Consider the following 26,765-nt stretch of genomic DNA (forward strand, 5'->3'; position numbering starts at 1 on the left):
TCCAGTAATATGTTTGGCCCTGTGGAATCGTGATGGAGAGTCAAAAAATGTCCCAGCTCGAGGTGGCGCTAGCCGAGATCAAGCGCGGAGCGGAAGAAATTCTGGTTGAAGAGGAACTGGTTGCCAAGTTGAAAGAAGGGCGCCCGCTGCGCATCAAGCTGGGCATGGACCCGACGGCCCCCGACATTCACCTGGGTCACACCGTGATCCTCAACAAGCTGAAAACCTTCCAGGATCTGGGCCATGAAGTGATCCTGCTGATCGGTGACTTCACTGCCATGGTGGGTGACCCCTCCGGCAAGAACGCCACCCGTCCGCCGCTCTCCGAAGAGGCGATCAAGCACAACGCCCTCACCTATGCCGAGCAGGCGTTCAAGATCCTCGACCCGGCCAAGACCCGCATCGAGTACAACTCCAGCTGGCTGAGCGAGCTGGGTGCGACCGGTATGATCAAGCTGGCGGCCAAGCAGACCGTGGCCCGCATGATGGAGCGCGACGACTTCAAGAAGCGCTACAGCAACGGCCAGTCCATCGCGATTCACGAATTCCTCTATCCGCTGCTGCAAGGCTATGACTCGGTCGCGCTGAAGGCGGACGTTGAGCTCGGCGGTACCGACCAGAAGTTCAACCTGCTGATGGGCCGCGAGCTGCAAAAAGATGCCGGCATGGCGACCCAGTGCGTGCTGATGATGCCGCTCTTGGTGGGTCTGGACGGCGTCAAGAAGATGTCCAAGTCCGCAGGCAACTACATCGGCGTTCACGACGCTCCGGGCGAGATGTTCGGCAAGATCATGTCCATCACCGACGATCTGATGTGGAACTACTACGAGCTGCTCTCCTTCCGTCCGCTGGCTGAAATTGAAGAGTTCAAGGCGGGCATCGCTGCCGGCACTCTCAACCCGCGCGACGTGAAGATCTGGCTGGCCAAAGAGATCATCGCCCGCTATCACGACGAAGCGGCAGCCGAGGCGGCCCACGAAGATTTCACCCAGCGCTTCTCCAAGAACGCCATTCCGGACGAAATGCCGGAAGTCGAGCTGGCTCTGGAAGGTGAAGGTCTGGCCATTGCCAACCTGCTGAAAGATGCCGATCTGGTGGCCACCACCTCCGAAGCGCTGCGGATGATCAAGCAGGGCGCGGTCAAGGTTGATGGCGAGAAGCTGGAAGATGGCAAGGCACTCATCGGTGCCGGTACCGCCGTCTATCAGGTCGGCAAGCGCAAGTTCGCCCGCGTGACCGTCAAGTAAACCGCGACCGTCAAGCAAGGCATCAAGATTGCCGCAAAAGGCCTCCTTCGGGAGGCCTTTTTTGTATCTGGGCGATAAAGCGGCGCAGCACGGCGCTGCCGGGGTGGGGGCGGGTGGCGAGGCTGATGGCGGTCATCAGGCCGCTGCCGGCGATGGGGTGATAGCTCACCCCGACCGGGCGCAACGCCGCCACCGAGCTTGGCACCAGGGTCACGCCAAAGCCCGCCTGCACCATGCCGACGGTGGAGATCACCTGCGGGCAGACGGGGCCGAGCTGCGGCTCGAACCCCGCCTCCCGGCAGAGGGCCATGATGCCGTCGTGAAGGCCCGGGCCAATCTCGCGGGGGAACAGGATAAAGCTCTCATCGCGCAGGCTGGCGAGAGCGATGGGGCCGAGCTTGGCCTTGGGGTGGCTGGTGGGCAGGGCGATCAGCAGCGGCTCCTGTTCGATGAGGTGGTGATCCAGCCCCTGACTGCCGCTGCAGGGGAGGCGCAGGATGGCGGCATCGAGCCGGTCGTGGCACAGCGCCTCTACCAGTGCCGGCATGGTGCCCTCCTGCGGGGTGAGCGCCACCTCGGGGTAGCGTTCCCGATAGTCGTGCAACAGGGTCAGCACCGCGGGGTGGAGCACGGTGGAGCCGGCAAAGCCGATGCGCAGCGCCCCCTGCTCGCCGCGGGCGATCCGCTTCACCTTCTGTTTGGCGGCATCGGCCAGCGTCAGGATCTGGGTGGCATCCCGATAGAGGCTCGCGCCCGCCTCGGTCAGTTCGACGCCGCGGGTGAGACGGCGCAGCAGTGGGGTGCCGAGGCTCTCCTCCAGCTTGCGGATCTGCTGGCTCAGGGGCGGCTGGGCCATGTTGAGCGCCTCGGCTGCCCGGGTGAAGTTCTGTTTGTCGACGACCGCCATGAAGTAGCGCAGGGTTCGCAGTTCCATATCGAAAGAGTCTCAAAGTCGCGGGATCGGTGTATTGGCGTTGAAATGTGATCCGGGTCACCATTGAATCCGAACGCTAACAGGATTCAGGCCGGAGGTGAAACCCGAATGGAACGTATTGCAACATCTGACAGTGCCGGATGCGCGTGTGCCCTCGAAGTGAGCCAGCAGTTTTCCCGCTGGCGCAGGCAGCACGATGGCGGCGAGATCTACCAAAGCTCGCTGATGAGCGCCCTGCTGGCGGGGGTCTACGAAGGGGAGACCACCATGAGCGAGCTGCTGCGCCACGGCGACTTTGGTCTCGGTACCTTTAACCACCTCGATGGCGAGCTGATCGCCTTCGAGCGCCAGATCCACCAGTTGCGGGCCGATGGCTCGGCCCGGCCCGCCCGCGCCGATCAGAAGACCCCCTTTGCGGTGATGACCCACTTTCGCCCCTGTCTGGAGCGCCGTTTCGACCATCCCCTCAGCCGCGACGAAATTCACCAGTGGGTTGACCGGCTGGTGGGCTCCGACAACGTCTTCGTCGCCATGCGCCTCGATGGCCAGTTCGAGTCGGCCAAGGTGCGTACCGTACCGCGTCAGGAGCCGCCCTATCGCCCCATGCTGGAGGCCATCGAGCAGCAGCCGCTGTTCCGCTTTGCCGCGGTGTCGGGGACTTTGGTGGGCTTTCGCTGCCCGCCGTTTGTGCAGGGGATCAATGTGGCGGGCTTTCACGAGCACATGATCACCGCCGATCGCAGCGGCGGCGGTCATCTGCTCGACTACACCATGGCCCACGGCACCCTGCGTCTCTCCGTGGTGCGTCATCTCAATCTAGCCCTGCCATCGGATCCCGCTTTCCGGCAGGCCGACCTCAACCCCGCCGATCTCGATCGCGCCATTCAGGCCGCAGAAGGCTGATATAGAAGGAGCAATATCATGGAAAACAGACAGTGGAAGTGCGGCGCCGAGCTGGTGGTGCGCCATCTGGAGGCGCAGGGGGTCAAGCAGGTGTTCGGTATTCCCGGTGCCAAGATTGACCGGGTGTTCGATGCGCTGGAGGACTCCCCCATCGAGACCATAGTGGTGCGCCACGAAGCCAACGCCGCCTTTATGGCTGCCGCGGTGGGGCGTCTGACCGGCAAGGCCGGGGTGGCGCTGGTCACCTCGGGCCCCGGTTGCTCCAACCTTATTACCGGGCTGGCGACCGCCACCTCCGAGGGGGACCCCATGGTGGCGCTGGGCGGTGCGGTGCGCCGCGCCGACTGCCTCAAGCTCACCCATCAGAGCATGGATACGGTCAACCTCTGCCGTCCGGTGACCAAGTTCAGCGCTCAGGTCAACAGCGGGGCCGCCCTCTCCGAGGTGATGGCCAATGCTTTTCGGGCCGCCGAGTTTGGCCGCCCGGGTGCTGCCTTTGTCAGCCTGCCGATGGACATCATCAACAAGCCGGTGCAGGGGGAGGTGCTGGTGCCGCGCGAGATGCCGGAGCCCGGCGCCGCCGACGAGGCGAGCATGACACAGGCGCTCGAGCTCATTCGCGAGGCGGAAAATCCGGTGGTGCTGCTCGGCCTGATGGCGAGCCGGCCGGAGAACGCGGAGGCGGTACGCGCCTTTCTCGACAAGGCGCGGCTGCCGGTGACCGGCACCTATCAGGCGGCCGGGGTGGTCGACAGTTGCCACTTCGATGATTTCGCCGGGCGGGTGGGGCTGTTCAACAACCAGCCGGGGGATCAGCTGCTGGCAGGGGCCGATCTGGTGATTGCCATCGGCTACAGCCCCATCGAGTACGACCCCGTGCTGTGGAATGGCGACCGGGTGCGCCGCATCCTCCATATCGATGTGCTGCCCGCCGATATCGACAGTTGCTACTGCCCGGCGGCGGAGCTGCTGGGGTCGATCCGCGCCAACCTGTTGCAACTGACCCGCCGGATGGGTTCGCCCAAGCTGCGCATCCCCGAGGTAGATCGCCTGCTGCAAGGGGTGCGTCAGCAGCGGCTGCGGCTGGCGATGCGGGCCGACGATCTGCACGGCACGCCGGTGCATCCGCTGCGGATCGTGCGCGAGCTGCAGGATCTGGTGCGCGATGACATGACCCTCTGCGTCGACATGGGCAGCTTCCATATCTGGATCGCTCGCTACCTCTACAGCTTCCGCGCCCGTCAGGTGCTTATCTCCAACGGTCAGCAGACCATGGGGGTCGCCCTGCCGTGGGCCATCGGCGCCGCGCTGGTGCGGCCGGGGGAGAAGGTGATCTCGGTATCGGGGGATGGCAGCTTCATGCAGTCGAGCATGGAGCTGGAGACGGCGGTGCGGCTCAAGAGCAATATCGTCCACATCATCTGGGTCGATAACGGCTACAACATGGTGGCGATCCAGGAGCAGCAGAAGTATTGCCGCACCTCCGGCGTGTCGTTCGGTGCCATCGACTTCAAGCGCTACGCCGAGTCGTTCGGGGCGGCCGGTTTTGCGGTGCGTTCGGCCGACGAGCTGCGCGCCACCCTGCGCGCTGCGCTGGCGGTGGAGGGGCCGGCCGTGGTGGCCATTCCGGTGGATTACAGCGACAACCCCGGGTTGATGGCTCAGCTCAGGCCGGAAGTGATGGCTTGAGTTGGCTCGGGCGCTGAGAGATGAAAAAACCGGCATCAGGGATGCCGGTTTTTTTTATGCCGATTGCAGGCAGGGTTTGGGCAGAGTTTAGCGAGCCAGTTGAATGGCCCCGTCGGCCCTGACCGGCTTGGTGCGGCGCTTGGTTGTGGGGGCGCAGGCGCGCTTGAGGCGCAGCCATTCACGCCACAGCAGCCAGCAGAGCGGCAGGGTGAGCAGCAGCACGGTGGCCGGCTGGGCCATCAGTACCCCATCACGGCCCCACAGCAGCGGCAGCAGGAAGATGAGCGGCAGCAGCAGCAAGGTTTTGGCAATCGAGATGACCAGCGCCTGACGGGTACGGGCCATGGATTGCAGCAGCACGATGCCGAACATGATGATCCCCTCCAGCGGAATAGCGCCCAGATTGAGCAGCAGACTGCTGACGGCGGCGGCCAGCAGCTCGGGGTCGTCATCGCCGGTATAGAGCATGGCTACCTGTTGGGGCTGCAGCTGGATGGTGATCCAGACCAGCATGCCGTAGATGAAGGTGAACTTGAGCCCCATCTCCATCAGATACTTGAGGTCGCGATTGCGCTTGGCCCCCGCCGCCTTGCTGATGAGCGGCTGAATGCCGAAGGCCAGCCCCTGCAGGATGACGATAAAGACCGCCTCGGTGTAACCGGCCACGGTAAAGCCGGCGAGATCCTTCACATTGCCATACACCATCAGCTGGCTGTTGTGCAGCATCAGCAGCAGGCCGAGGTTGAACTGGGCAATCAGGCTCGGCAGACCGGTAAAGAGCAGGTTCGGCACCGTAGGCAGGCTCGGCACCATGTCGCGCCAACCGAGGCGCAGTCGGGCCCAGGGGGTAAAGAAGTAGCCAAGGCCGATCAGGCTCACCGCCCCTTCCGCCATCAGGGTCGCCTGGGCGGTACCGATCAGTCCCAGCCCCAGTCTGGCCACCATCACGTAGTTGAGCAGGATGTTGAGCACGGCGCCGCTGCTCACCAGCACCATGGCCAGTTTCGGGCGACCGTCGTTGCGCAGCAAGTAGGGCACCGCCAGGTTGCTTGCCAGCAGCAGGGTACCGCCGCCAATCCAGAGCAGATAGTCGCTCGCCTGCTTCCAGGTCTCGGTACCCTGCTCGATGCCGAGCCCCAGCAGAATATCGGTGTGGAGGTAATAGAGCAGGATGGGGGCGGTAATACCGAGCACCAGCAGCAGCCAGAGGGCATTGACCAGCGTCTTGCGCGCCAGCGCGAAGTTGCGGGCGCCCTGTTGGTAGGAGATGCCGGTGGCGGCACCCATGCTGATCATGGCGGCCAGACCGAGCAGCACCATGATGACCGGGTAGACCAGATTGATGCCGGCAAGACCGGCCGCCCCCACATAGTGGCCGACGAAGATGCCATCGACCAGGTAGTAGGCACCGGACACCAGCATGGCAAGGATCGAAGGGAGGGCATAGGCCCAGAAGCGACGGGTCATGGCCCGTTGCCGTAATGTGAAGTAGGCAGACATATCTGTTCTCTCGATTTGCTCGGTTATCGAACAGTTAGTCTAGATTAATACTTTTTTGGTGATAATCCGGTTTCTACTTGATGAATTGCTGAGTATTACTCAGCAATTCGCTGTTTTGATAGTGCGCCTTGAGCATGTCGATCAGGATGCGCAGCCCGCTGCCGAGCTGATGGCGGCTCGGATAGAAGAGATAGAAGCCGGCAAAGGTGGGGCTCCAGGGCTCCAGCACCGTGATGAGTCTCCCCTCCGCAACCTTCTGGCTCACCTCCTCCTCAAGGCAGTAGGCCAGTCCCAAACCCGCTTCGGCAGCGCCCAGATAGAGAGCCGGGGTGCTGGTGGTGAGCGGCCCGGTTACCTCGATCTCCAGCAGGTTGCCATCGGCAGCAAAGGCCCAGCGGTAGTGGTGGTGCGGGGTGAGGCGATAGCCGATGCAGGCGTGGCGGCTCAGCTCGCTCGGGTGCTCCGGCGTGCCGTTTTGCGCCAGATAGGCGGGGGAGCCCACCACCAGATAGCGCTGGGGCGGCCCGAGCGGAATGGCGATCATCTCCTTGGGCAGCAGATCCCCGTAAAAGAGGGCGGCATCGAAGCCATCCTCGATCATGCGCGGCATCAGCTCCTGCTCCACCACTTCCACCTGCATCCGCGGATAACGGGCCAGATAGTCGATGAGCACCGGTGCCAGCAGGCTGTCGATGGCATTGCGCGGGGCGCAGAGCTTGAGCCTGCCCACCGGTTCATCGCTGTTGCGGGCCAGCTCGGCAAGCGCCTCTTCCAGGGTATTGAGGGTGGGGAGCAGCTGCTTGAGCAGCCGTTGGCCCGCTTCGGTCGGCACCACGGCCCGGGTACTGCGGTTGAGCAACCGCACCCCCAGTCGCTCCTCCATCCCCTTCAGACTGTGGCTGATGGCGGAGGCGGAGACACCGAGTTCGAGGGCGGCCTTGCTGAAACTGCGGTGGCGGGCGACGGCGGCAAACACCGCCAGTTCGGCGAGATCGGTACGGGTTATGGTCATCTTGAGTCAACAAAAAGGCGTGAGTCACAAGGGTACGCCAAGGGGATGCTGCATACAATCCACCCGAAAATGGCTGTTTGTTTTAAAAGTGTAAATCATCAAAATTCATTGAATCCAGTGAAACTAATTTTAAATGTTAAAAAAAACTCACAACAAGGCGCCTTGAGTGTGATCTTAGTCGTCCGAAAGGCGACTCGAATCAAACTTTGGTTGATTAATTCAAAAAAACGCTGTGATTAATAAGGTCATTTAATTAAAGTCACCCCATCGAGAGAGACGCATGTTGTCGAGTTGTTAAGGCAGGCAGGTGTCCCCCCTCAGAGTCAAAAACTCATGCCGTTGTTTGTTGCATTCTTGTTGTTACATGGAGTGATGACCAGATTGCCGGGGCGTGAGAGCTACAGGGAAGAAGAGCAGGCGTTCCAGGGAGATGGAACCGGGCCAAGGCCCGAATGAACAAGAATCCCATTTTTCCTAGATGACAGGAACAACTTATGTCTGACATGAATATTGCAGCTGATGGTCGTGTAGCCAGCAACGCCGCTCGTGGCATCAACAAGGCCGATGTGGTCTGGATGCTGGGCCTGTACGGTACCGCAATCGGTGCCGGTGTGCTCTTCCTGCCGATCAACGCCGGTGTAGGTGGCCTGTGGCCGCTGGTTGCCATGCTGATCCTGGCCCTGCCGCTGACCTTCTTCGCCCACCGTGGCCTGACCCGCTTCGTGCTGTCCGGTTCTACCCGTGATGGCGACATCACTGAAGTAGTAGAAGAGCACTTCGGCAAGACCGCAGGCAAGTTCATCACTCTGCTCTACTTCTTTGCCATCTACCCGATCCTGCTGATGTATTCAGTAGCCATCACCAACACCGTCGAGAGCCTGATGGTTCACCAGCTGGGCATGACTGCACCTCCCCGTGCCATCCTGTCTCTGGCGCTGATCCTCGGTCTGATGGCGATCGTTCGCCTCGGCGGCCAGGTTATCGTCAAAGCGATGAGCGTGCTGGTATTCCCGTTCGTGATCACCCTGATGGGCCTGGCGCTCTACCTGATCCCGCACTGGAACGGTGCCATCATCACTGAAGCTCCGGCGCTGGGTGATGCCTTCAACGGCGACTTCATCAAGACCCTGTGGCTGGCTATCCCGGTAATGGTGTTCTCCTTCAACCACTCCCCGATCATCTCCTCCTTCGCGGTGGACAACAAAGGTCGTTACGGTGAGAACGCCGAGAAGAAGTGCAGCAACATCCTGCTGGGCGCCCACGTCATGATGGTGATGACCGTTATGTTCTTCGTATTCAGCTGCGTACTGAGCCTCTCCCCGGCTGACCTGGCTGCTGCCAAAGAACAGAACATCTCCATCCTGTCCTATCTGGCCAACCACTTCGACAACCCGGTTATCGCCACTGTGGCTCCGCTGATCGCCATGGTTGCCATCAGCAAATCCTTCCTGGGTCACTACCTGGGTGCGCAAGAGGGCATGAACGGCCTGATGGCCAAGGCTCTGCGCGAGAAGGGCAAGAATGTTGACGTCAAGCAGCTGAACAAAGTGACCGCGATCTTTATGATCCTGACCACCTGGGCCATCGCTACCATCAACCCGAGCATCCTCGGCATGATCGAAGATCTGGGCGGCCCGATCATCGCGATGCTGCTGTTCCTGATGCCGATGTACGCCATCGCCAAGGTTCCTGCCATGCGCAAATACGCTGGCAACATCAGCAACGGCTTCGTGACCATCATCGGCCTGATCGCCATGTCCGGTATCATCTACAAGCTGATTGCCTGATAACGCCGGTCAATCTGTTGAATGAAAAAGCCGCCTCGCAAGAGGCGGCTTTTTTTATGGCTGTTTGCGGCGAAGAGCGCTACTTCATCAGCTTCTTCACCTCGTCGCTGGCCAGCGCCTTGTTGAATTTGTCCCGCGCCTCCTTGCCCTTGGCGGAGTTGGTAAAGCAGACATGGAGCGACTTGTCCTCGAGGATCTTGCTGTTGAAAGCGAGGTTGGCGGCGACCCCCTTGAGATGGGGATCGCTCTCAAGCAGATAGGTCATCACGTTCTGGTCGATGACCGCCAGATCGAGCCGGCCGTTACCGAGCTTGAGCAGGTTCTGGCTATCCGAGGTAGTGGCATCGGCCGAGAGCGCCTTGCTGGCCACCTTCTGGTCAAACTCGGTAGTGTTGACGTAACCGCTGACGACCCCGATCTTCTTGCCCTTCAGATCGTCCAGACTCTGCCAGCTCACCGGCTGATCGGCCCGCTGGGCAAAGCCGAGAGGGCCGTGGCCGATGGGATCGGAGAAGAGGCAGCTGCTCTTGGGATCGAGATACTCGGGGAAATAGCCGAGCACTTCGGGGTTGTTGGTCGCCTCGTCCACCGCCCGCTGCCAGGGGTAGAACTTGATGGTCAGCGGGTCGCCGGCCAGGGCAAAGGCCGCGGTCACCACCTGACTGGTCTTACCCTGTTCAGGCAGACTGGCACTGGTGTAGGGGGGCCATTCAAGGCTGGTCAACTGCGCCGCTTGAGCTGCCGACATGCCGAGCAGGGGAAGGGTGGCCAGGGCGAGGTGCTTCCATTTCAGACTCATGAGATAACTCCTTGTGGTCAAACACCTCTTAAAGATAGCCCTGTGGTGCCGATTGCGGATGCCGGTCATGACTGACCGGCATCCACATCACCTATTTGTTGTCGATGTTCTCCGCCTGCCAGAGGGCGTAGCCCTTGCCGGACGGCGTGGTGGGCAGGTCAATCTGCATCAGGTCATTGCCGATGACGAAGGGGCCTGTGTAGCGGGCACGCAGATCCTGCGCCAGATCTTTGACCGTGATCTTGCCGTTGAGCCCTATGTGGCTGAACACGGTCAGGGCCGGTCTGGCTTCGTTCAGCACGCGGGCGGCCTGCTCGGGGGAGGCGAGGTGACCGGCGATCGCCTTGTAACCTGGGTTGGCCTTCATCTGCTCGGCCGAGGTCATGGAGACGCAGTGCACCAGCAGATCCGCTCCCTTGGCCTCTTTCACCACCTGCGGGCTGTAGCGGGTATCGCCGGAGAGCACCACGCTGTGGCCGTGGTAGTCGATGCGATAGCCAAACGAGGGTTTGATGTTGACCCCGTGATCGTTGTCAAAGGCGGTTACCTTGACCCCATCCCGGTCGTAGACCACCCCGGCAGTCACCTCGTGGCTGTTGATCTTCACCCCGTCCAGCGGCGTTCCCTCATCCTTGACCCGGGTAGCGATATCGGTGGCGTAGGCCTGCTGCAGGCCGTGAGCCAGGGCATCGGTGCCCTTGGGCCCGTAAAGCTCCATCGGCGCGTGGCGCTGGCCATAGGCCGGTTGCAGCCAGCCGGTCAGCCAGAGATCCGCCAGCCCGTTGGTGTGATCCGAGTGGAAGTGGGTGAGGAAGAAGGCGTTGACCCGGCCGATGGGGATATGCAGCTGCCACAGGCGGGTGGCGGAGTTGCGGCCAAAGTCGAACACCAGCTTCTGGTTGCCCGCCTCGACCAGGGTGCTGTAGCCGCCGCGACTGATCTGGGGCACCGGGGTGCCGGTACCGAGCAGGCTGACCCGGAAGATATCGGGCTGGGCTTGAGTTGCCGTGGCCGGGGCGTGATCGAGGTTACTGATAAAGCTGCTTTCGGCCGCCTGGCTGACACCGGTGGCCAGCAGACCGACCAGCAGGGCGGCCAGATAGGTGCTTTTCATGGGGATATGTCCTGTTTGGTGGCGTTGCTGGCCACTATATTGGTAACCAAAAGTGCGATAAATTGGCTAAAAATCATTTCTTACTAAACTTTTGGTTGTGAATCTGAGCCCTTGTCGCAGGCCAAATGGCCTTGAAACGGGCAAAAAGGAGGGGTTGTGGACCGACTGACCAGCATGCGTATCTTCACCCGGGTGGTGGATCTCGGCTCCTACAGCGCGGTGGCGAGCGAAGAGGGGATCAGCGCCCAGATGGTGGGTAAGCATGTGCTGGGGCTGGAGCAGTGGCTGGGGGGCAAGCTGTTTCACAAGACCACCCGTCAGCAGACCCTCACCGAGCTGGGCCAGCTCTTTCTCGCTCGCTGCCAGCGGGTGCTGGAGGAGCTGGCTCTGACCGAGTCGCTTACCCAGAACCTGCTGGCCGAGCCGGCCGGACGGCTGCGCATCGCCGCCCCCCTCAGTTTTGGCCATCACCGGCTGGTGCCGCTGTTGCCCGCTTTTCTCGATCGCTACCCCAAGCTGGAGGTGGATCTGCAGCTTACCCCGCGCTGGGTCGATCTGGTGGAGGAGGGGTTCGATGCCGCCATCCGTACCCTGCGCCCGCAGGATGAGGCGCTGATTGCCCGCCCGCTGCTGACCCAGCACTACCGCCTCTGCGCTGCGCCCGACTACCTCAATCGTCACGGGGTGCCCCGTCATCCGGCCGATCTCGCCCGCCACCAGTGTCTGCACGGCAACTGGGGCGAGCACGAGCGCTGGCAGTTTGTCGGGGGCGATGGCCAGAGCGAGGAGGTGCGGGTCGCCTCGCGCCTGCGCATCAACCACTGGCCGGCGCTGCTGACGGCGGCGCTGTCGGGGGCCGGCATCACCTTGCAGCCCGCCGAACAGGTGCGTGACCATATCGCTGCGGGGCGTCTGCTGCCGCTGCTTGGCAACTATCAGAGCCCGGCCAAGACCCTCTACTTCATCTATCCGGCGGCGCGGCGGCAGGTGCTCAAGATCACCCTGCTGGGGGATTTTCTGGCCGAATCCCTGCAAGCTGAGCCCGAGCCTGAATAAAAGGCTGCATATTTTCGCCACCGAGCTTAACCATCGTACTTAACAAAGGAGCGGGGCAGGCCTAACATGGCGGGATGTTTTTTTAGTCAGGACAAAAGGATATGTCTGGGTTGAAAAAGGATCTCGGGCTCTGGCAGGGGATGGGGCTGCTCGCCACCTCGCTGCTCGGCACCGGGATCTTCGTGGTACCGGCGACTGCCGCCTCGCTGGCGGGCGGGGCCTCGCTCTGGGCCTGGTTGCTGCTGATTGCGCTGGTGCTGCCCATCGCCTTTACCTTCGCCCGCCTCGGCCGCCGCTATCCCCATGCCGGCGGTGCGCCGCACCTCATCGGCCTCGCCTTTGGCAACGGCGCCGAGCGCTTCTCCGCCTTCCTCTTCCTGGCTGTGCTGCCGGTGGGCCTGCCCGCCGCCCTGATGATTGCCGCCGGTTTCTGGCACGCCCTGTTCGAGATGGGGGAGTGGACCCTCTGGGCCATCCAGCTGCTGACCCTGCTCGGGGTCTTTCTGCTGGGGCTGCGCGGGGCGCGCTCTTCCGGCAACCTGCAACTGTTGATTGCGCTCGCCATTTTGGGGCTGACCCTGCTCATCTGGTTCAAGGGGGAGGTGAGCTGGCGCGACGTAGCGCGACCGCTTCCGAGCGCGGACGAGTGGCCCCCTATGGCCACCGCGCTGGCGGTGATGTTCTGGTGTTTCGTCGGGCTGGAAGCCTTCGCCCATATGGGGGAGGAGTTCAAGCGGCCGGAGCGGGACTACCCCATCGCCCTGCTCGGCGGTGTGCTGCTGGCGGGGCTCATCTACTGGGTACACTCGCTGGTGGTGCTCAAATATGGCCTCTACGGCGATGAGGCGAAAAATGCCACCGCCATCCCCTCCCTGCTGGCGCTGCTGTTCGGCCCCACTGCCAAGTGGCTGGTGGCGGTGCTCGGCTACCTCTCCTGCTTTGCCAGTATCAATATCTACATTCAGGGCTTTGCCCGGCTGATCTGGAGCATGGCGCGCGAAGGCAAGCTGCCCCCCTCGCTGGCCGTGCTCACCGCGCGCGGCGCACCGCTGCGGGCGCTCACTCTGGTGCTCGCCATCTGCCTGCTCTGCATCACCCTGATCATCTGGCTGCGACTGCCGCTCGATGAGCTGATCCGCTACGCCAACGGCAACTTCGTGCTGGTCTACCTGCTCTGCATGGCGGCGGGCTGGCGCCTGCTTGGCGGGGTGGGCAAGGCGCTGGCGGGGGTGAGCGTGCTGCTTTGCGCTCTGGTGCTGGTGGCACTCGCCTCCCAGGTGCTCTATGCGGTGGTGCTGAGTCTTGGCTACGGCTGCTTCTCCCTGTGGCGACGCAGACGCCGGCTGCTGACCTCTGACGATATTTGCGCCATCAAGTAGCCCCCGAAAAAAGCCCCGCAGTGCGGGGCTTGTTGTTGCCTGTCAGCGGCTGGCGGGCAGGTCGCTGCGCAAGATGGCGTAGTGGCGCAGGGAGATGAAGCCATCCCCCTTGCGTTCGCACTCCCGCGCCGTGCCCTCGTAGTGAAAACCGGCCCGCTCCAGCAGACGGGCGGAGGAGAGGTTGGGCTCCTCCACCACCGCCAGCAGCCGGTGCAGGTCGGTAGTGCGGTAAGTGAGCGGCAGCCACAGTTGCAGCGCCGCGCTCATCATCCCCTTGCCCCAATGCTCGGGATAGAGCCAGTAGCCCAGCTCGGCCCGCTGGTGAGTCGGGTCGGCATCGTTGTAACCGATGGCGCCGAGTGGTTCGCCCGTGTGCCGGTCACGAATGAGGTGCCAGGCGCCACTGCCGGTACGGGTCAACTCTGCATACCACGTCATCTGGGCCTGGCACGCTGTCAGGCTGTCGTAGCTGACGCCGTAGTAGGCGACGACCCGCGGATCCGACAGACCGCGGAAGATGTGGGGCAGGTCGGCATCGGTGACGGGGTCCAGTCTGATGTCGGGTTGCGTTGCTGTCATGATGACTCCTTGCGACCAATCCGGGTTGGCCGCGTGAGTTGAGTAGTAATGGATGATGCTGGCATCAGGCAAAGCCGAGCCGCTCGGCAAGGCGCGCCAGCTCGTCACGCCACTGCTGCTGCAGGCGCGGGGTCTGGTGCTTGGGCTTGCGGGCCAGATCGGCGGCGAGCAGGGCATCGAGTTCATACCAGCGTGCCAGCTGCGCCTCTTCGTCATCCGCCTGGCCGGCCGTGGCCTTCCCCATGGCGGGGGCGGCAAGGCTTGCCTTGTCTGCTGTCGGCGAGGGCGCATCGCCGAGCAGCTCGGCATAGGCCCGCTCGGCGCTGTGGGCCTCCCGGATCTGCCCTTCCCTGATCAGCCAGAAGCGGTTGCAGCTGCGCTCGATCAGCTCCCGATCGTGGGAGACCAGCAGCACGCCCCCCGGGAAGGCTGCAATCGCCTCGGCCAGCTCCTCCTTGCCTGCCAGATCCAGGTGGTTGGTGGGCTCGTCGAGCCAGAGCATGTGGTGGCTACCGAGGGACAGGGCGAGAAACAGCAGCCGTGCCCGCTCGCCCCCGCTCAAGGTACGCACCTGCTGGCCGTGACGGGCATAGGGGAAGCCCGCCCGGATCAGCGCCTGACGCCGGGTCGTCTCCGGCAGAGGAGCCAGCGGGTAGAGGGCGTCGCTCAGGGTGTCGTCGTCAGCCAGCTGCTGCAGCGACTGATCGTAATAGGCGATGCTGGCGCCGGGGTGGCAGTACCAGCCGGCCTGCGGGCTCTGCGCGGCCAGTTCGCGCCAGCACTGGCGCAGCAGGGATGACTTGCCGGTGCCGTTGGCTCCGAGCAGGGCGACCTTGTCTCCTGCCCGCAGCCAGAGCCCTTCGGCGCGCAGCAGCGGCGTCAATGCTGGCGCTGGCGATACGTCGAGGGTCTCCAGTCGCAGCAGCGTGTCGGCAGGCAGGCTCACTCCGCGCAGCTCGAGCCGCCAGGGGGCCAGCGCTGCCACCTGGCTCTGCTCCTCCTGCAGGCGGGCGATGCGCTTCTCCATGGATTTGGCCTGACGCACCAGCTTCTCGTTGTCATGCTCTCGCCCCCAGATGGCGAGGCGTTTGCTGCTGGCGCTCAGGCGGTCGATCTCTTTTTGCTCGTCAGCCCGACGCAGGCGGGCCTGCTCATCCTCGGCGGCCAGCGCCGCTCGCGCCTCGCTGCAGGGCAGGGCGAAGCGGTGCAGCTCGCCATCGCGCAGGATCAGGGTCTGCTCGGTGACCCGATCCAGCAGGCGGCCATCGTGGGAGACCAGCACGAAGGCGCCGCGCCAGCCCAGCAGAAACTGCTCGAGCCAGAGCAGGGCGGGCAGATCCAGATGGTTGCTGGGCTCATCGAGCAGCAGCAGATTGGGTTGGCGCAGCAGGGCACGGCCTATCTGCAGCCGGCTGTGCTGGCCGCCGCTGAGTGTACTGACCGGTAGCGTGGCCTGCGCCTCCAGCTGCAACTCGGTCAGCAGCTTGTCCACCTGCCATTCGGCGGCGGGGTCGTTGCCCAGCACGTCAAACAGCACGGCGCGGGTGCTGAGGGTAGATAGCCCGGCGGGTAGTTGCTGGGCCACGAACTCGCAGCGGCAGGCTGTGGCCTGCACGACACGGCCGGCTTGAGGCGTGCGCTCGCCCGCCAGCAGCGCCAGCAATGTGCTCTTGCCGCAGCCGTTGGCGCCAATCAGGCCGAGCCTGTCACCTGCGCGGATGCCGAGTTCGAGATTGTCAAATAACGGAAGGTGCCCCGCACTCATCTGCAGGGAATGGGTACTCATCAGGGTTGTCATGCTCTTGCTCTCTTAAATCGCGGGATCGGAAATCCCTGTCATCAGGAGCGCTGGCGACAACGGCAGAGTCGAGAAAGGTCTCGGTATGGAGGGGAGTCGGCTTTGCTCGAACCCGCTATCGCAGCGCGATGGTATGCAGGCAAGAGCAGGCAAATGTGCCGAACAGGCGGGCCGAAATGATCGGGCACGCTTGGATAACCATGTTTTACCTCCTTGTGTTTCGTTATGGCACGGTGCGGCGATTATAAGAAGAGAGCCGGATCCGGTTCAACAATTCATCATCGTTGTGAAAAGGGCTATGGAGAGGTTGCCCATATGGGCCCGCTATTCTCTTATCCCTGGTCCCAAACCCCCTGTTGGATCAACTCATCGGTGATTTGTCGGCAAAAAAAGTGGGATCCGGCTCTCGTTTTGCTTAAAGTGGCTCTTTTCCGGCTCAGCCCGGAATGCCCGCAAGGATGCCCTTCAGACGTCAACAGGATGGCCTGGCCAGACTGGCTCACAGAGATGTTACTGCTTCGGTTCTCTTCTTCTCTGTCGCCCTTGCGTGACAGCGCTTCGTTCCGTTCAGTCAGCCCAGGTCCTGCGTCACTCTCATCGAGCATTGTCTCCATCTGCTACGAGTGAATCATGAGCGAATCGGTTTTTGAGATCCATGACTGGACCCTGAGCGTTGACGACAACACGCTCTGCCGTCCCGACCGCGAGGTCTACCTCGAACCCCGGCTGGTCAACCTGTTGCGGTTTCTGGCCCGCAATGCCGGCACCGTGTTTGGCCGCGACGCCCTGATCAACGAGGTGTGGGATGGCGCCGAGGTGACCGATCAGGTAGTGACCCAGTCCATCTTCGAACTGCGCAAGATCCTCAAAGATGGTCGCACCGATGCGACCGACTATATCGTCACCGTGCCCAAGCGTGGCTACAAGCTGGTTGCGCCGGTACGGCCGCAGCAGGAGCTGGTTGCTGCCGAGGAGCATGCGGTCTCTTCTGCCAATTCCCAGCTCAATCCGACCCTCTCCGACCTCAGTCCGCCCGCTGAGGATGAGCCGCTCTCCAATGTGGCCCCTTTTCCCGCCGGGCCCCTGACCCGCGCCATCTCCAACCATGCCAAGGATGCCCGCAGCCGCTGGAAGATGGTGAGTTTCGATATCTTCGTGGCCGTCATTCTGGTTGCCATTGTCAGCCTGCTCAGTTACCAGCACACGGCGCCACAGGTGCACTCCATGCTGGATCCCAACCTGCTGGTGTTCCGTTTCCACTCCGGCATGGATGACAACAACGAGAACGTCCGCCTTGCCGACGGCATCACTCGTGCCCTGATGGCCGAGGTGGCGGCGGCGACGCCACTGCGGGTGCAGTATGGTGCCACCACTCTGATGGGGGGCATTATGCCTGGCAAGGAGTTGAGCGTGCGGGTCTCGCGCCAGCCGCGCGGCACCTACCTCGATCTGGAGTACCGCAATATCAACACCAACCGGGTGCTGTTCAGCCACCAGTACCAGCTCAGTCGCCACAACGTGCATGGCGTGCTGCAGGAGAGCAGTCAGGATCTGCTGCGCGCCCTCGACCAGCCGGATGCCGAGCCGGGCGTGGGGTGGCCGACCGATGACGCCTCCCTGATGGCGATGATGGAGGCTCACTACTACACCAACAGCCGGGATCCGGTCGCCCTCAAGCGCGGTATCGAGCTGCTGGAGGAGGCGCTGGCGCTCCAGCCTGACCAGCCGCTGCTGCTGGCGGAGCGCTATCTGGCCGGTGAGGTGCTGGCTACCCTGGCTGGCAAGTCCGAGAGCGAGCGGCTGCAGGAGGTGGGAACCCATCTCGCCCGCGTGGTGCAAAACGGTGGCGCAATGCCATCCCGGGTGTGGGAGGCGCTGGCGCTGCAGGCGGTGCTCAACAGCGAGCAGCAGCAGGCCAACTATCTGCTGGAGCAGGCGGCAAAACGCGGGCGCTCGGTGCTCTACTACATACTGCAGGGCAAGCTGGCGGAGCTGGATGGCCGCCCGGAAGAGGCCGGTGATGCCTACAGTCAGGCCTTCCTGATGGAGGCGACCGAGCAGACCTATCTGCTCTGCCAGCAGCTCGGTTTCTACAGCAACATGGAGACCCTCACCCCGGCGCTGTTCGATGCACTGGGTCAGAGCAAGGTGAAACTCTTCTAATCCCGCCCCCTTTGTTGCTGCCGGCATGACATCCGGCCCTTCGCTCAGGCCACCTTCGGGTGGCCTGAGCCGTTTCTGGCCGCCTTTTATCAGGCTTGAGGCTCCTGAAAAGAGGCTATCTGCACGCCATATCGTGGGGAGCTACCCCGGGTGATCTTCCGGCGAACCGTGCCGGATACACCGTTGGTGCTAGTTGTTTCTATGCATCATCCATTTCCTGCGTTCCTGCGTTCCTGCGTTCCTGCGTTCCTGCGTTCCTGCATTCCCGTGCTTCCTGCTATGTCCAGCCGGAGCGAACTTCTTCCTGTTACGTCATTTAGCGTGTGTGGCCATGGCGCTGCACTGGTTGCCAACAGCGAATTGAGCGAGCCGATCACCCAGAGCGGCAGAGCTGTTGCCATTCAGGGGGAGGGCAAATTCCATAGCAGATGGCACTTACGGCGATGGGATTGGTCGGGTCGATGAGATGGACAGGGCAGGCGAGAGCAGGGAGGTTCTGTGCGAGCCCCTTTATCCCGGGGTTATCGCGGAAAAATATCAAGACGGCGAGATAAAGGGGTTATCAAGGCGAAAAAAACGGGCAGCCGGATATCAAGGTTTTATAAAGAAAGCTCGACGTATCATCATCAATTTACTGTTTTTAAAGGTTTTTTATCGAATTGGCGAGGAGGGTGAAAAAAGTTGCCTCATATTTTTATCCGTTAGCTGCTCCTTATGTTTTTCGGGGACGAGAGGCCTAGTCTGTGCCCATTCGTTGGCCGGACGTTGTGCCAACTGTGTATGTGACGACCCGACCTTTTTAAAGACCCGGAGATCTTATGTCCCTAGATACGAGCAAGAAGATCGGCCTTATCGCCTGTACAGGTGTAGTGGCCGGCAACATGATGGGGAGCGGTATCGCACTGCTGCCTTCGGCACTGGCCAACATAGGTTCCATTTCTGTATTCAGCTGGGCTATCTGTCTGGTAGGCGCCATGGGCCTCGCCTTCGTTTTCGCCCGCCTCGCTACCAAGAACCCGCAAGAGGGTGGCCCCATCGCCTACGCCGGTGAGATCTCTCCGGTATTCGGTTTCCAGACCGGTGTGCTCTACTACCACGCCAACTGGATCGGTAACCTGGCCATCGCCATTACCGGCGTCTCCTACCTCTCCGTCTTCTTCCCCATTCTCAACAGCCCGATCCCGGCCGCTGCGGCCACCATCGCCGCCGTCTGGATCTTCACCTTCGTCAACCTGCTTGGCGGTAGCTGGGTGAGCCGACTCTGTACTCTGGGTCTGGTACTGATCCTGCTGCCGGTGGTGGGTACCGCTCTGGTGGGCTGGACTCACTTTGACAGCGCCGTCTACAGCCAGAACTGGAACACCACCAGTGGCAGTGACCTGCATGCAGTGATCAGCGCCGTGCTGATCTGCCTCTGGTCTTTCGTCGGTGTTGAATCTGCCGCCGTCTCTTCCGGCATGGTGAAGAACCCCAAGCGCACCGTACCGCTCGCCACCATGCTGGGTACCGGTATCGCGGGTGTTATCTACATCCTCTCTACCCAGGTGATCAGCGGCATGTTCCCGGCCGGTGAAGTGGCTGCTTCCGGCGCCCCGTTTGCCATGGCCTCTTCCGCCATCTTCGGTAGCTGGTCTGCACCGTTTGTCTCTGCCTTCACCGCTCTGGCCTGCTTCACCTCGCTCGGTTCCTGGATGATGCTGGTAGGCGAGGCGGGCAAGCGTGCCGCCAACGACGGCAACTTCCCGAAAATCTACGGTGAAGTGGACAAGAACGGCGTGGCCAAGAAGGGTCTGATCCTGGGCTCCCTGAAGATGACTGCCCTGATGATTGGCCTGACCGCCTTCACCTCCCAGTCCGCTCACGCAGCTGATCTCTTCAACGTGCTGACTACCGATGCGGTGCTGCTGACCATGCTGCCCTACTTCTACTCCAGCATTAACCTGATCCGTTTTGAAGGCATGACCTCCCGCAGCATCGGCGCCATGATCTTCTCCGGTGTGGCCTGCGTCTTCTGTCTGGTAGCCCTGATGGGTGCCAAGGGTTCCAACCTCACAGCTACCTTCGTGGTGTCGCTCATCATCCTGATGTTCTACGCCAAAAAACTGGGTCTGCGTCAGCACGATGCCCTGCTGAACGAACAACCCAGCAACTGATTTCCCCTTTTATCTTCCGAGCGCTCTTCACTCACCATCCCTGATGGAGAGCGCCCCTTTACGTGTGGAGCATTACGATGAATATCATTGCCATCCTCAACCACCTCGGCGTTTTCTTTAAAGAAGAACCCATTCGCCAGCTGCAAGCCTCCCTCGAGCGCAAGGGTTTCGAGGTTGTTTATCCGGTCGACGTCGCCGACCTGCTGAAACTGATTGAGAAGAACCCGCGCGTTTGCGGCGCCATCTTCGACTGGGACAAATACTCTCTGGGTCTGTGCAAGGAGATCCACGATCGCAACGAGAAGCTGCCGATCTTCGCCTTCGCCAACGACCAGTCCACTCTGGATATTCACCTGACCGACCTGCGTCTGAACGTCCATTTCTTCGAGTACCGTCTCGGCATGGCTGACGACATCGCCCTCAAGATGGGTCAGGCCACTCAGGAGTATCAGGACGCCATCCTGCCGCCGTTCACCAAGGCACTGTTCAAATACGTGGAAGAGGGCAAATACACCTTCTGTACTCCGGGTCACATGGGCGGTACCGCCTTCCAGATGAGCCCGGCCGGCAGCATCTTCTATGACTTCTACGGCCCGAACGCGTTCAAGGCTGACGTCTCCATCTCCATGCCGGAGCTGGGCTCCCTGCTGGATCACTCAGGTCCGCACAAGGAAGCCGAAGAGTACATCGCCCGTACCTTCAACGCCGATCGCTCCTACATCGTTACCAACGGCACCTCCACTGCCAACAAGATCGTCGGCATGTACTCCGCGCCGGCCGGCAGCACAGTGCTGGTTGACCGTAACTGCCACAAGTCGCTCACTCACCTGATGATGATGAACGACGTGACGCCGATCTACTTCCGTCCGACCCGCAACGCCTACGGCATTCTGGGTGGTATCCCGCAGAGCGAATTCAGCCGCGACACCATCGCTGCCAAGGTCGCCGCGACACCGGGTGCCCAGGCTCCCCGTTACGCCGTTGTTACCAACTCCACCTATGATGGCCTGCTCTACAACACCGGCTTCATCAAGGAGAGTCTGGATACCCCTTACATCCACTTCGACAGTGCCTGGGTGCCTTACACCAACTTCAGCCCGATCTATGAAGGCAAATGCGGCATGAGCGGCGAAGCCATGCCGGGCAAGGTGTTCTACGAAACCCAGTCCACCCACAAGCTGCTGGCAGCCTTCTCCCAGGCCTCGATGATCCACATCAAGGGTGACGTGGAGGAAGAGACCTTCAACGAAGCCTTCATGATGCACACCTCCACCTCGCCGCAGTACGGCATCGTGGCCTCTACCGAGATCTCTGCTGCCATGATGCGTGGCAACACCGGTAAGCGTCTGATCAAGGACTCCATCGATCGCGCCATCTCCTTCCGCAAAGAGATCAAGCGTCTGCGTGATCAGAGCGAAGGCTGGTTCTTCGACGTATGGCAGCCGGACAACATCGACACCGTCGAGTGCTGGAAGCTGGATCCGAAAGATGACTGGCACGGCTTCAAGGACATCGATGACAACCACATGTACCTGGATCCGATCAAGGTCACTCTGCTGACTCCGGGTATGGGCCGTGACGGCCAGCTGCTGGAGAAGGGCATCCCTGCCTCTCTGGTCTCCAAGTTCCTGGACGAGCGCGGCATCGTGGTCGAGAAGACCGGCCCCTACAACATGCTGTTCCTCTTCTCCATCGGTATCGATCAGTCCAAGGCGATGCAGCTGCTGCGCGCCCTGACCGAGTTCAAGCGTGGCTACGACCTGAACCTGACCATCAAGAGCATCCTGCCGAGCCTCTATCGTGAAGACCCGAGCTTCTACGAAGGGATGCGTATCCAGGAGCTGGCGCAGCGCATTCACGAGCTGACCAGCAAGTACCGTCTGCCGGAGCTGATGTTCAAGGCGTTCGACGTACTGCCGGAAATGAAGATGACTCCGCACGCCGCATGGCAGCAAGAGCTGGCCGGCAACGTGGTGGAAGTACCGCTGCGTGACATGGTTGACCGCATCAGCGCCAACATGATCCTGCCGTACCCGCCGGGAGTACCGCTGGTTCTGCCGGGCGAGATGGTGACCCAGGATTCTCTGCCGGTGCTCGAGTTCCTCGAGATGCTGTGCGAGATCGGTGCCCACTACCCGGGCTTCGAGACCGACATCCACGGCCTCTATCGTCAGGCCGATGGCAGCTACACCGTCAAGGTGCTGCGTTAATCACAGTGACAACAACGGGCCGCAAGGCCCGTTTTTCCCTCCGGAATTTCTCTTTTCTTGCGTGAGTCATCATGAAGCGAGTGCTCTCCATTCAATCCCATGTGGTCTTTGGCTGTGCCGGCAACAGTGCCGCCGTCTTTCCCATGCGTCGCCTCGGCATCGAGGTGTGGCCGATGAACACGGTGCAGTTCTCCAACCACACCCAGTACAGTGAGGGGTGGCAGGGGATGGTGATGCCGGCGGGCCATATCGCCCAGCTGGTGGACGGGCTGGCGGAGATCGGCGTGCTGGCCCAGTGCGATGCGCTGCTCAGCGGCTATCTAGGCTCGGCCGAGCAGGGGGAGGAGATCCTGGCGGCAGTGGCCCGGCTCAAGGCATGCAATCCCGGCGCCCTCTACTTCTGCGATCCCGTAATGGGTCACCCGGACAAGGGGTGCATAGTGGCGCCCGGCGTCACCGACTTTTTCCGGGAGCGGGCCTTGCCCCGTGCCGACCTGCTGGCCCCCAACCTGCTGGAGCTGGAGCAGCTGACCGGTCGCGACATCGGCAATGTCTCGCAGGCGCTGGCGGCGTGCCAGCAGCTGCGGGAGCTGGGGGTCAAAATGGTGCTGGTGAAACATCTGGGCAAGGCCGGCTTTGCCATGGATCGCTTCGAGATGCTGCTGGTGTGCGAGGAGGGGGCGTTTCACCTCTCGCGTCCGCTCTACCCCTTTGCTCGCCATCCCATCGGAGTCGGGGATCTGTTGAGCGCCACCATGCTGGCCAATCTGCTGGCCGGTTTCACTCCGGTGGTGGCGTTCGAGCGCACCAATGCCAGTGTCGATGCGGTGCTGGCTCGCACCTGGCTGATGGGAGCCTATGAGTTGCAACTGGTGGCGGCCCAGCACGAGATGGCGTTGCCGCTGGTGCGTACCCGGGCCACTCGCCTTGAGTAGAAGCGTCGCCGATTCTGGATACAAAAAAGCCCTGCTGGTCAGGGCTTTTTCTATTTCTGAAGCACGGGGGCAGTCGCGCCTTAATCCTTGGGATCCTTGAGCGCTTCGATCACATCCTCCTTGGGCCCGAGTCCCTCGACATGGTTGAAGGTATCGAGCCCCTCCTGCGCACTGATGGTAAAGGCATCCGCACTCAGGTAGCTGCCGCTGCCGGCGCTCTCCATGATGACCACCAGCTCGGGCTGCTTGTCACCGTTGAGATCCAGCAATTTCAGCTCCTTGATGGAGCCATCGCGCGGCAGCACCTTGCCGTCGATGAACTGATCCAGCGGGAACTGGGGATTGGCGCCGGAGTAGAGGCGCACATCGTAGCTGCCGATGGAGGCGGGTTCACCGCGTCCTTCGGCCACCGTGATCACCTGACCGGAGGGGAGTGTCAGCTGTTTGCTAAATCCCTCTTCGGCTTGAACTGATGTACCAATAACCAAAAGAAATAATAATGCTCGCTTCATGGCAGCTCCTGTCATGTGTTGGCTATTTGGATGAAAGGTATTCATTTGTTTCTTGAGTTCACTACTTTGGAAACAACTGTTCTTCTGGAAAATCACTTTCACTTTCCCAATATATGGGTTCGCTTCTACTTGAAATAGTAAATATGCCTTTGTCCAGAGTTAGTCTGCTAAATATGGTTTTGGTCGACTCGCCATCCCACTCACCTTGTTTAGGGATATCTGGGAAAGAACTTACTACCAAAAAACCGGAGGGAACTTCGCGCCAATTAGCCCTGAGTGCTGATAAAAGTGTCCATGTTTTGTTTATATCAGATCCTTTTAGCGGTAAAAAATGGATGCCTTTGGGTGATGCAGTAAAAGGTCGTGATTCCACACCATTAAATCCTCCGGCTCCCATAGAGCGATCTTCATCCAGAAGAAAAACTGGTTTTGTTTGATCTATCAACTTGGTAGGACTGATTTTTGCTAAACGAAATACTTTCAATCGAGCAAGTTGTTCATTGTTTGTGCCAAAAATGCGTATTTCTGCGTTGACCAGAGGTGGTTCCCAAGGGCCTTCTGCTTCAGAATAAAAACCCGCATTTGGATCCGATGCAACGCGAGAATCCTGATACAGACAAATACGAAGATCCTGTGAGGGATAGCACTCTCGCTGTTTTATGGTACTGGCCCAAGCTTCAGTAGAACTCGCACATAGGGAAAGAAGTCCCAGAGCCAGAAGCGTCTTGTTCATATTTTTCTCTTTTGTATCAGGGCCCATGATTGGGCCCTGCTTTTTTATCATTACCAGATCTTCACCCGTTTCTGGGGCGGCAGATAGAGCTTGTCCCCCGGCTGGATGTTGAATGCCTCGTAGAAGGCGGGAATGTTCGGCACCACGCCGTTGACCCGGTACTCGGGCGGCGAGTGGGGGTCGGAGCGCAGCAACATCTGCATCAGCTCGGGACGATACATCCCTTTCCACACCTGCGCCCAGCCGAGGAAGAAGCGCTGCTCGCCGGTAAAGCCGTCCAGCACCGGCGCCTCCTTGCCATCCAGCGACAGCTCGTAGGCCTTGTGGGCGATGGTGAGGCCGCCCAGATCGCCGATGTTCTCCCCCAGGGTGAACTGGCCGTTGACGAACTGACCGTTGATGGGCTCGAAGCGATTGTACTGGGCCACCAGCCGGCTGGTGCGGAAGCGGAACTCCTTGAGATCCTGTGGCGTCCACCAGTCGCGCATCATGCCGTCGCCGTCGGATTTGGCCCCCTGATCATCAAAACCGTGGCCCATCTCGTGGCCGATCACCCCGCCGATGGCGCCGTAGTTGACTGCGTCATCCGCTGTCATGTCGAAGAAGGGGGGCTGTAAAATGGCCGCCGGGAAGACGATCTCGTTGTTGCTCGGGTTGTAGTAGGCGTTCACTGTCTGCGGCGACATGTGCCACTCGTCCCGATCGACCGGCTTGCCGAGGCGAGCCAGATTGTCGGCATACTCGAAGGCCTGCGAGCGCTGCAGGTTGCCCACCAGATCGTCCGGTTTGATGGCGATGGCGCTGTAATCCTTCCACTTGTCCGGATAGCCGATCTTGGGTCGGAACTTGGCCAGCTTCTCGAGCGCCTGGGTCTTGGTCTCCGGCGACATCCAGTCGAGCTCTTCGATGCTCTGGCGATAGGCGGTGCGCAGGTTCTCCACTAGCTGCTCCATCCGCTCCTTGGCCGCAGGCGGGAAGTAGCTGGCCACATAGAGCTGGCCAACCGCCTCACCCAGATGATCGTTCAACACCCCCAGTCCACGCTCCCAGTTGGCGCGCTGTTTGGGCGTGCCGCTCAACGTGGTGCCGTAGAAGGCAAAGTTGGCCCGGTCGGTTTCGCTATCGAGATAGGGGGCGTAGTCGGTCAGCAGTTGCCACTTGAGGTAGGCCTGCCAGTCGGCGATGGGGGTCTGGGCCATCACCTGATCCAGCGCGCTCAGATAGGTCGGCTGACCGATGACGAGCTCCGGTTGGGCGGCAATGCCGGCCGCATCGAGATAGGCTTGCCAGTCGAGGTGAGGGGCTAAACGTACCAGCTCGCTGGCGGGGCGTTTGTTGTAGTTCTTCTCCCGATCCCGCAGCGCGACGTTGTCCCACTGGATGGTGGCGAGCCGGGTTTCGAGGGCCAGAATTCGCTTGGCCTTGCCGCTCGGATCAGATTCACCGAGGCGACTCAGCATGGCGGCGATATGTTGCTGGTACTTCTGGCGCAGCGCCTGACTGTCGGGATCCTGCTTGAGGTAGTAGTCGCGATCCGGCAGCCCCAGCCCGCCCTGATAGAGGTAGACCGCATAGCGATCCGGCGCCTTGGCGTCGGCATCGATCCAGATACCGAACGGTGCGCCGCCGCCCATGCGGCCTGATTGGGCAAAAGCGCGGGCCAGCGCCGCCTGATCACCGATCCGGTCGATGTCGGCCAGCGCCGGTGCCAGCGGGGTGAGCCCCTTGGCATCACGGCCCGCTTGGTCCAGATAACTGGCGTAGAGATCGCGGATCTGCTGGGTCGGCGTACCGGTGGCAGCCTGCTGATGGGCCAGCCCCTCGACCAGCACCCGCACATCGGCGAGGGATTTGTCCCGCAGCATGTAGAAGGCGCCATCGGCGGGGCGATCGTCGGGGATCTTGGCGGTGGCGAGCCACTTGCCGTTGACGTAGCGGAAGAAGTCATCGCCGGGTTTGACCCGGGTGTCCATATTGGCCAGCGCCAGCCCGGAGTGTTTCGGCGCGCTCTCGGGCGCCTGGCTGCAACCAGCCAACAGGGCCAGCCCGATAAGGCCGGCCAGAATGCTTTTCTTGTTGTTCATGGGATCTGATTCCACATCGGGTTGTTTGCTTCCCTGCCTGCGCCTCTTTTGAACTGGTGACTTTCGGGTCTGCACAGGCGAGCCCTACTCTAGGGTGGGTTGCCGTGCCGGCGCAAGCGGCGTCGTCAGGATGAATGCTCCCGAACGAGCCCCGAGTCGCCACAGTGCAGCTTGCCAG

General features: G+C 61.4%; 20 protein-coding genes. 10 read left to right on the forward strand and 10 right to left on the reverse strand.

What is annotated here, in order from left to right; genetic code table 11:
* Positions 1 to 47 precede the first annotated feature (47 nt).
* Complete coding sequence (gene tyrS / locus NOM67_RS08220) at positions 48 to 1,247, forward strand: tyrosine--tRNA ligase (protein ID WP_041208119.1); 1,200 nt, start codon at positions 48 to 50, stop codon at positions 1,245 to 1,247.
* A gap of 22 nt (positions 1,248 to 1,269) precedes the next feature.
* Here the strand turns inward: tyrS and NOM67_RS08225 are convergent, their stop codons facing one another.
* Positions 1,270 to 2,181 carry a LysR family transcriptional regulator gene (locus NOM67_RS08225; protein ID WP_255935722.1) on the reverse strand — a complete coding sequence of 304 codons (912 nt, stop codon included), beginning with the start codon at positions 2,179 to 2,181 and terminating at the stop codon, positions 1,270 to 1,272.
* A gap of 108 nt (positions 2,182 to 2,289) precedes the next feature.
* Here NOM67_RS08225 and budA point away from each other — a divergent pair, with 108 nt between their 5' ends.
* Both budA and alsS read left to right on the forward strand, forming a co-directional pair.
* Complete coding sequence (budA, locus tag NOM67_RS08230; protein ID WP_255935723.1) at positions 2,290 to 3,084, forward strand: acetolactate decarboxylase; 795 nt, start codon at positions 2,290 to 2,292, stop codon at positions 3,082 to 3,084.
* 18 nt (positions 3,085 to 3,102) lie between these two features.
* A complete protein-coding gene (gene alsS, locus NOM67_RS08235) occupies positions 3,103 to 4,773 on the forward strand; it encodes an acetolactate synthase AlsS (RefSeq protein WP_033115810.1) in 1,671 nt (556 codons plus the stop codon).
* Positions 4,774 to 4,860: 87 nt separating this feature from the next.
* Here alsS and NOM67_RS08240 read toward each other — a convergent pair whose 3' ends face one another.
* Together NOM67_RS08240 and NOM67_RS08245 are read right to left on the reverse strand one after the other, a co-directional pair.
* Positions 4,861 to 6,273, reverse strand: coding sequence for an MATE family efflux transporter (locus NOM67_RS08240; RefSeq protein ID WP_255935725.1), 1,413 nt, complete (start codon positions 6,271 to 6,273; stop codon positions 4,861 to 4,863).
* Positions 6,274 to 6,346: 73 nt separating this feature from the next.
* On the reverse strand, positions 6,347 to 7,285 hold the full coding sequence (locus tag NOM67_RS08245; RefSeq protein WP_255935727.1) for a LysR family transcriptional regulator: 939 nt from the start codon (positions 7,283 to 7,285) through the stop codon (positions 6,347 to 6,349).
* 494 nt (positions 7,286 to 7,779) lie between these two features.
* On the opposite strand from NOM67_RS08245, the gene NOM67_RS08250 reads away from it, so the two are divergent.
* Positions 7,780 to 9,072 (forward strand): HAAAP family serine/threonine permease, encoded by a 1,293-nt coding sequence (locus NOM67_RS08250; RefSeq protein WP_041208124.1) that lies wholly within the window; start codon positions 7,780 to 7,782, stop codon positions 9,070 to 9,072.
* Positions 9,073 to 9,151: 79 nt separating this feature from the next.
* On the opposite strand, the gene NOM67_RS08255 is transcribed toward NOM67_RS08250, so the two are convergent.
* Both NOM67_RS08255 and NOM67_RS08260 read right to left on the reverse strand, forming a co-directional pair.
* Positions 9,152 to 9,871 carry an ABC transporter substrate-binding protein gene (locus tag NOM67_RS08255; RefSeq protein ID WP_208736794.1) on the reverse strand — a complete coding sequence of 240 codons (720 nt, stop codon included), beginning with the start codon at positions 9,869 to 9,871 and terminating at the stop codon, positions 9,152 to 9,154.
* Positions 9,872 to 9,962: 91 nt separating this feature from the next.
* The gene (locus tag NOM67_RS08260; RefSeq protein ID WP_255935730.1) at positions 9,963 to 10,985 is read right to left on the reverse strand and encodes an MBL fold metallo-hydrolase; all 1,023 of its coding nucleotides are present in this window, start codon (positions 10,983 to 10,985) and stop codon (positions 9,963 to 9,965) included.
* A gap of 156 nt (positions 10,986 to 11,141) precedes the next feature.
* On the opposite strand from NOM67_RS08260, the gene NOM67_RS08265 reads away from it, so the two are divergent.
* Together NOM67_RS08265 and yjeH are read left to right on the forward strand one after the other, a co-directional pair.
* Complete coding sequence (locus NOM67_RS08265) at positions 11,142 to 12,041, forward strand: LysR family transcriptional regulator (RefSeq protein WP_005347867.1); 900 nt, start codon at positions 11,142 to 11,144, stop codon at positions 12,039 to 12,041.
* A gap of 101 nt (positions 12,042 to 12,142) precedes the next feature.
* The gene (yjeH, locus tag NOM67_RS08270; protein ID WP_255935735.1) at positions 12,143 to 13,420 is read left to right on the forward strand and encodes an L-methionine/branched-chain amino acid transporter; all 1,278 of its coding nucleotides are present in this window, start codon (positions 12,143 to 12,145) and stop codon (positions 13,418 to 13,420) included.
* Between the two features lie 42 nt (positions 13,421 to 13,462).
* On the opposite strand, the gene NOM67_RS08275 is transcribed toward yjeH, so the two are convergent.
* On the reverse strand, positions 13,463 to 13,999 hold the full coding sequence (locus NOM67_RS08275; RefSeq protein WP_255935738.1) for a GNAT family N-acetyltransferase: 537 nt from the start codon (positions 13,997 to 13,999) through the stop codon (positions 13,463 to 13,465).
* Between the two features lie 64 nt (positions 14,000 to 14,063).
* A complete protein-coding gene (locus NOM67_RS08280) occupies positions 14,064 to 15,797 on the reverse strand; it encodes an ABC-F family ATP-binding cassette domain-containing protein (RefSeq protein ID WP_255935740.1) in 1,734 nt (577 codons plus the stop codon).
* Positions 15,798 to 16,427: 630 nt separating this feature from the next.
* On the opposite strand from NOM67_RS08280, the gene cadC reads away from it, so the two are divergent.
* The 4 genes from cadC (at position 16,428) to pdxY (ending at position 23,258) form a co-directional block, all read left to right on the forward strand.
* On the forward strand, positions 16,428 to 17,960 hold the full coding sequence (gene cadC / locus NOM67_RS08285; protein ID WP_255935742.1) for a lysine decarboxylation/transport transcriptional activator CadC: 1,533 nt from the start codon (positions 16,428 to 16,430) through the stop codon (positions 17,958 to 17,960).
* An 818-nt stretch (positions 17,961 to 18,778) separates the two neighbouring features.
* Positions 18,779 to 20,113: a cadaverine/lysine antiporter gene (cadB, locus tag NOM67_RS08290; RefSeq protein ID WP_041208134.1), complete on the forward strand. Its 1,335-nt coding sequence runs from the start codon at positions 18,779 to 18,781 to the stop codon at positions 20,111 to 20,113.
* A 77-nt stretch (positions 20,114 to 20,190) separates the two neighbouring features.
* Positions 20,191 to 22,323: a lysine decarboxylase CadA gene (locus NOM67_RS08295; RefSeq protein ID WP_005349824.1), complete on the forward strand. Its 2,133-nt coding sequence runs from the start codon at positions 20,191 to 20,193 to the stop codon at positions 22,321 to 22,323.
* Between the two features lie 71 nt (positions 22,324 to 22,394).
* Positions 22,395 to 23,258, forward strand: a complete 864-nt coding sequence (gene pdxY, locus NOM67_RS08300; protein ID WP_255935746.1) for a pyridoxal kinase PdxY — start codon at positions 22,395 to 22,397, stop codon at positions 23,256 to 23,258.
* Positions 23,259 to 23,338: 80 nt separating this feature from the next.
* Here pdxY and NOM67_RS08305 read toward each other — a convergent pair whose 3' ends face one another.
* The 3 genes from NOM67_RS08305 to NOM67_RS08315 all read right to left on the reverse strand — a co-directional run bounded on the left by NOM67_RS08305 (position 23,339) and on the right by NOM67_RS08315 (position 26,587).
* Positions 23,339 to 23,770: a PliI family lysozyme inhibitor of I-type lysozyme gene (locus tag NOM67_RS08305; RefSeq protein WP_156852321.1), complete on the reverse strand. Its 432-nt coding sequence runs from the start codon at positions 23,768 to 23,770 to the stop codon at positions 23,339 to 23,341.
* Between the two features lie 61 nt (positions 23,771 to 23,831).
* Positions 23,832 to 24,503 (reverse strand): hypothetical protein, encoded by a 672-nt coding sequence (locus NOM67_RS08310; RefSeq protein ID WP_255935748.1) that lies wholly within the window; start codon positions 24,501 to 24,503, stop codon positions 23,832 to 23,834.
* Positions 24,504 to 24,553: 50 nt separating this feature from the next.
* Positions 24,554 to 26,587: a M13 family metallopeptidase gene (locus NOM67_RS08315; protein WP_255935750.1), complete on the reverse strand. Its 2,034-nt coding sequence runs from the start codon at positions 26,585 to 26,587 to the stop codon at positions 24,554 to 24,556.
* Positions 26,588 to 26,765: the final 178 nt, after the last annotated feature.

The organism is Aeromonas sp. SG16, assembly GCF_024436135.1.
Classification (GTDB): Bacteria; Pseudomonadota; Gammaproteobacteria; order Enterobacterales; family Aeromonadaceae; genus Aeromonas; species Aeromonas jandaei.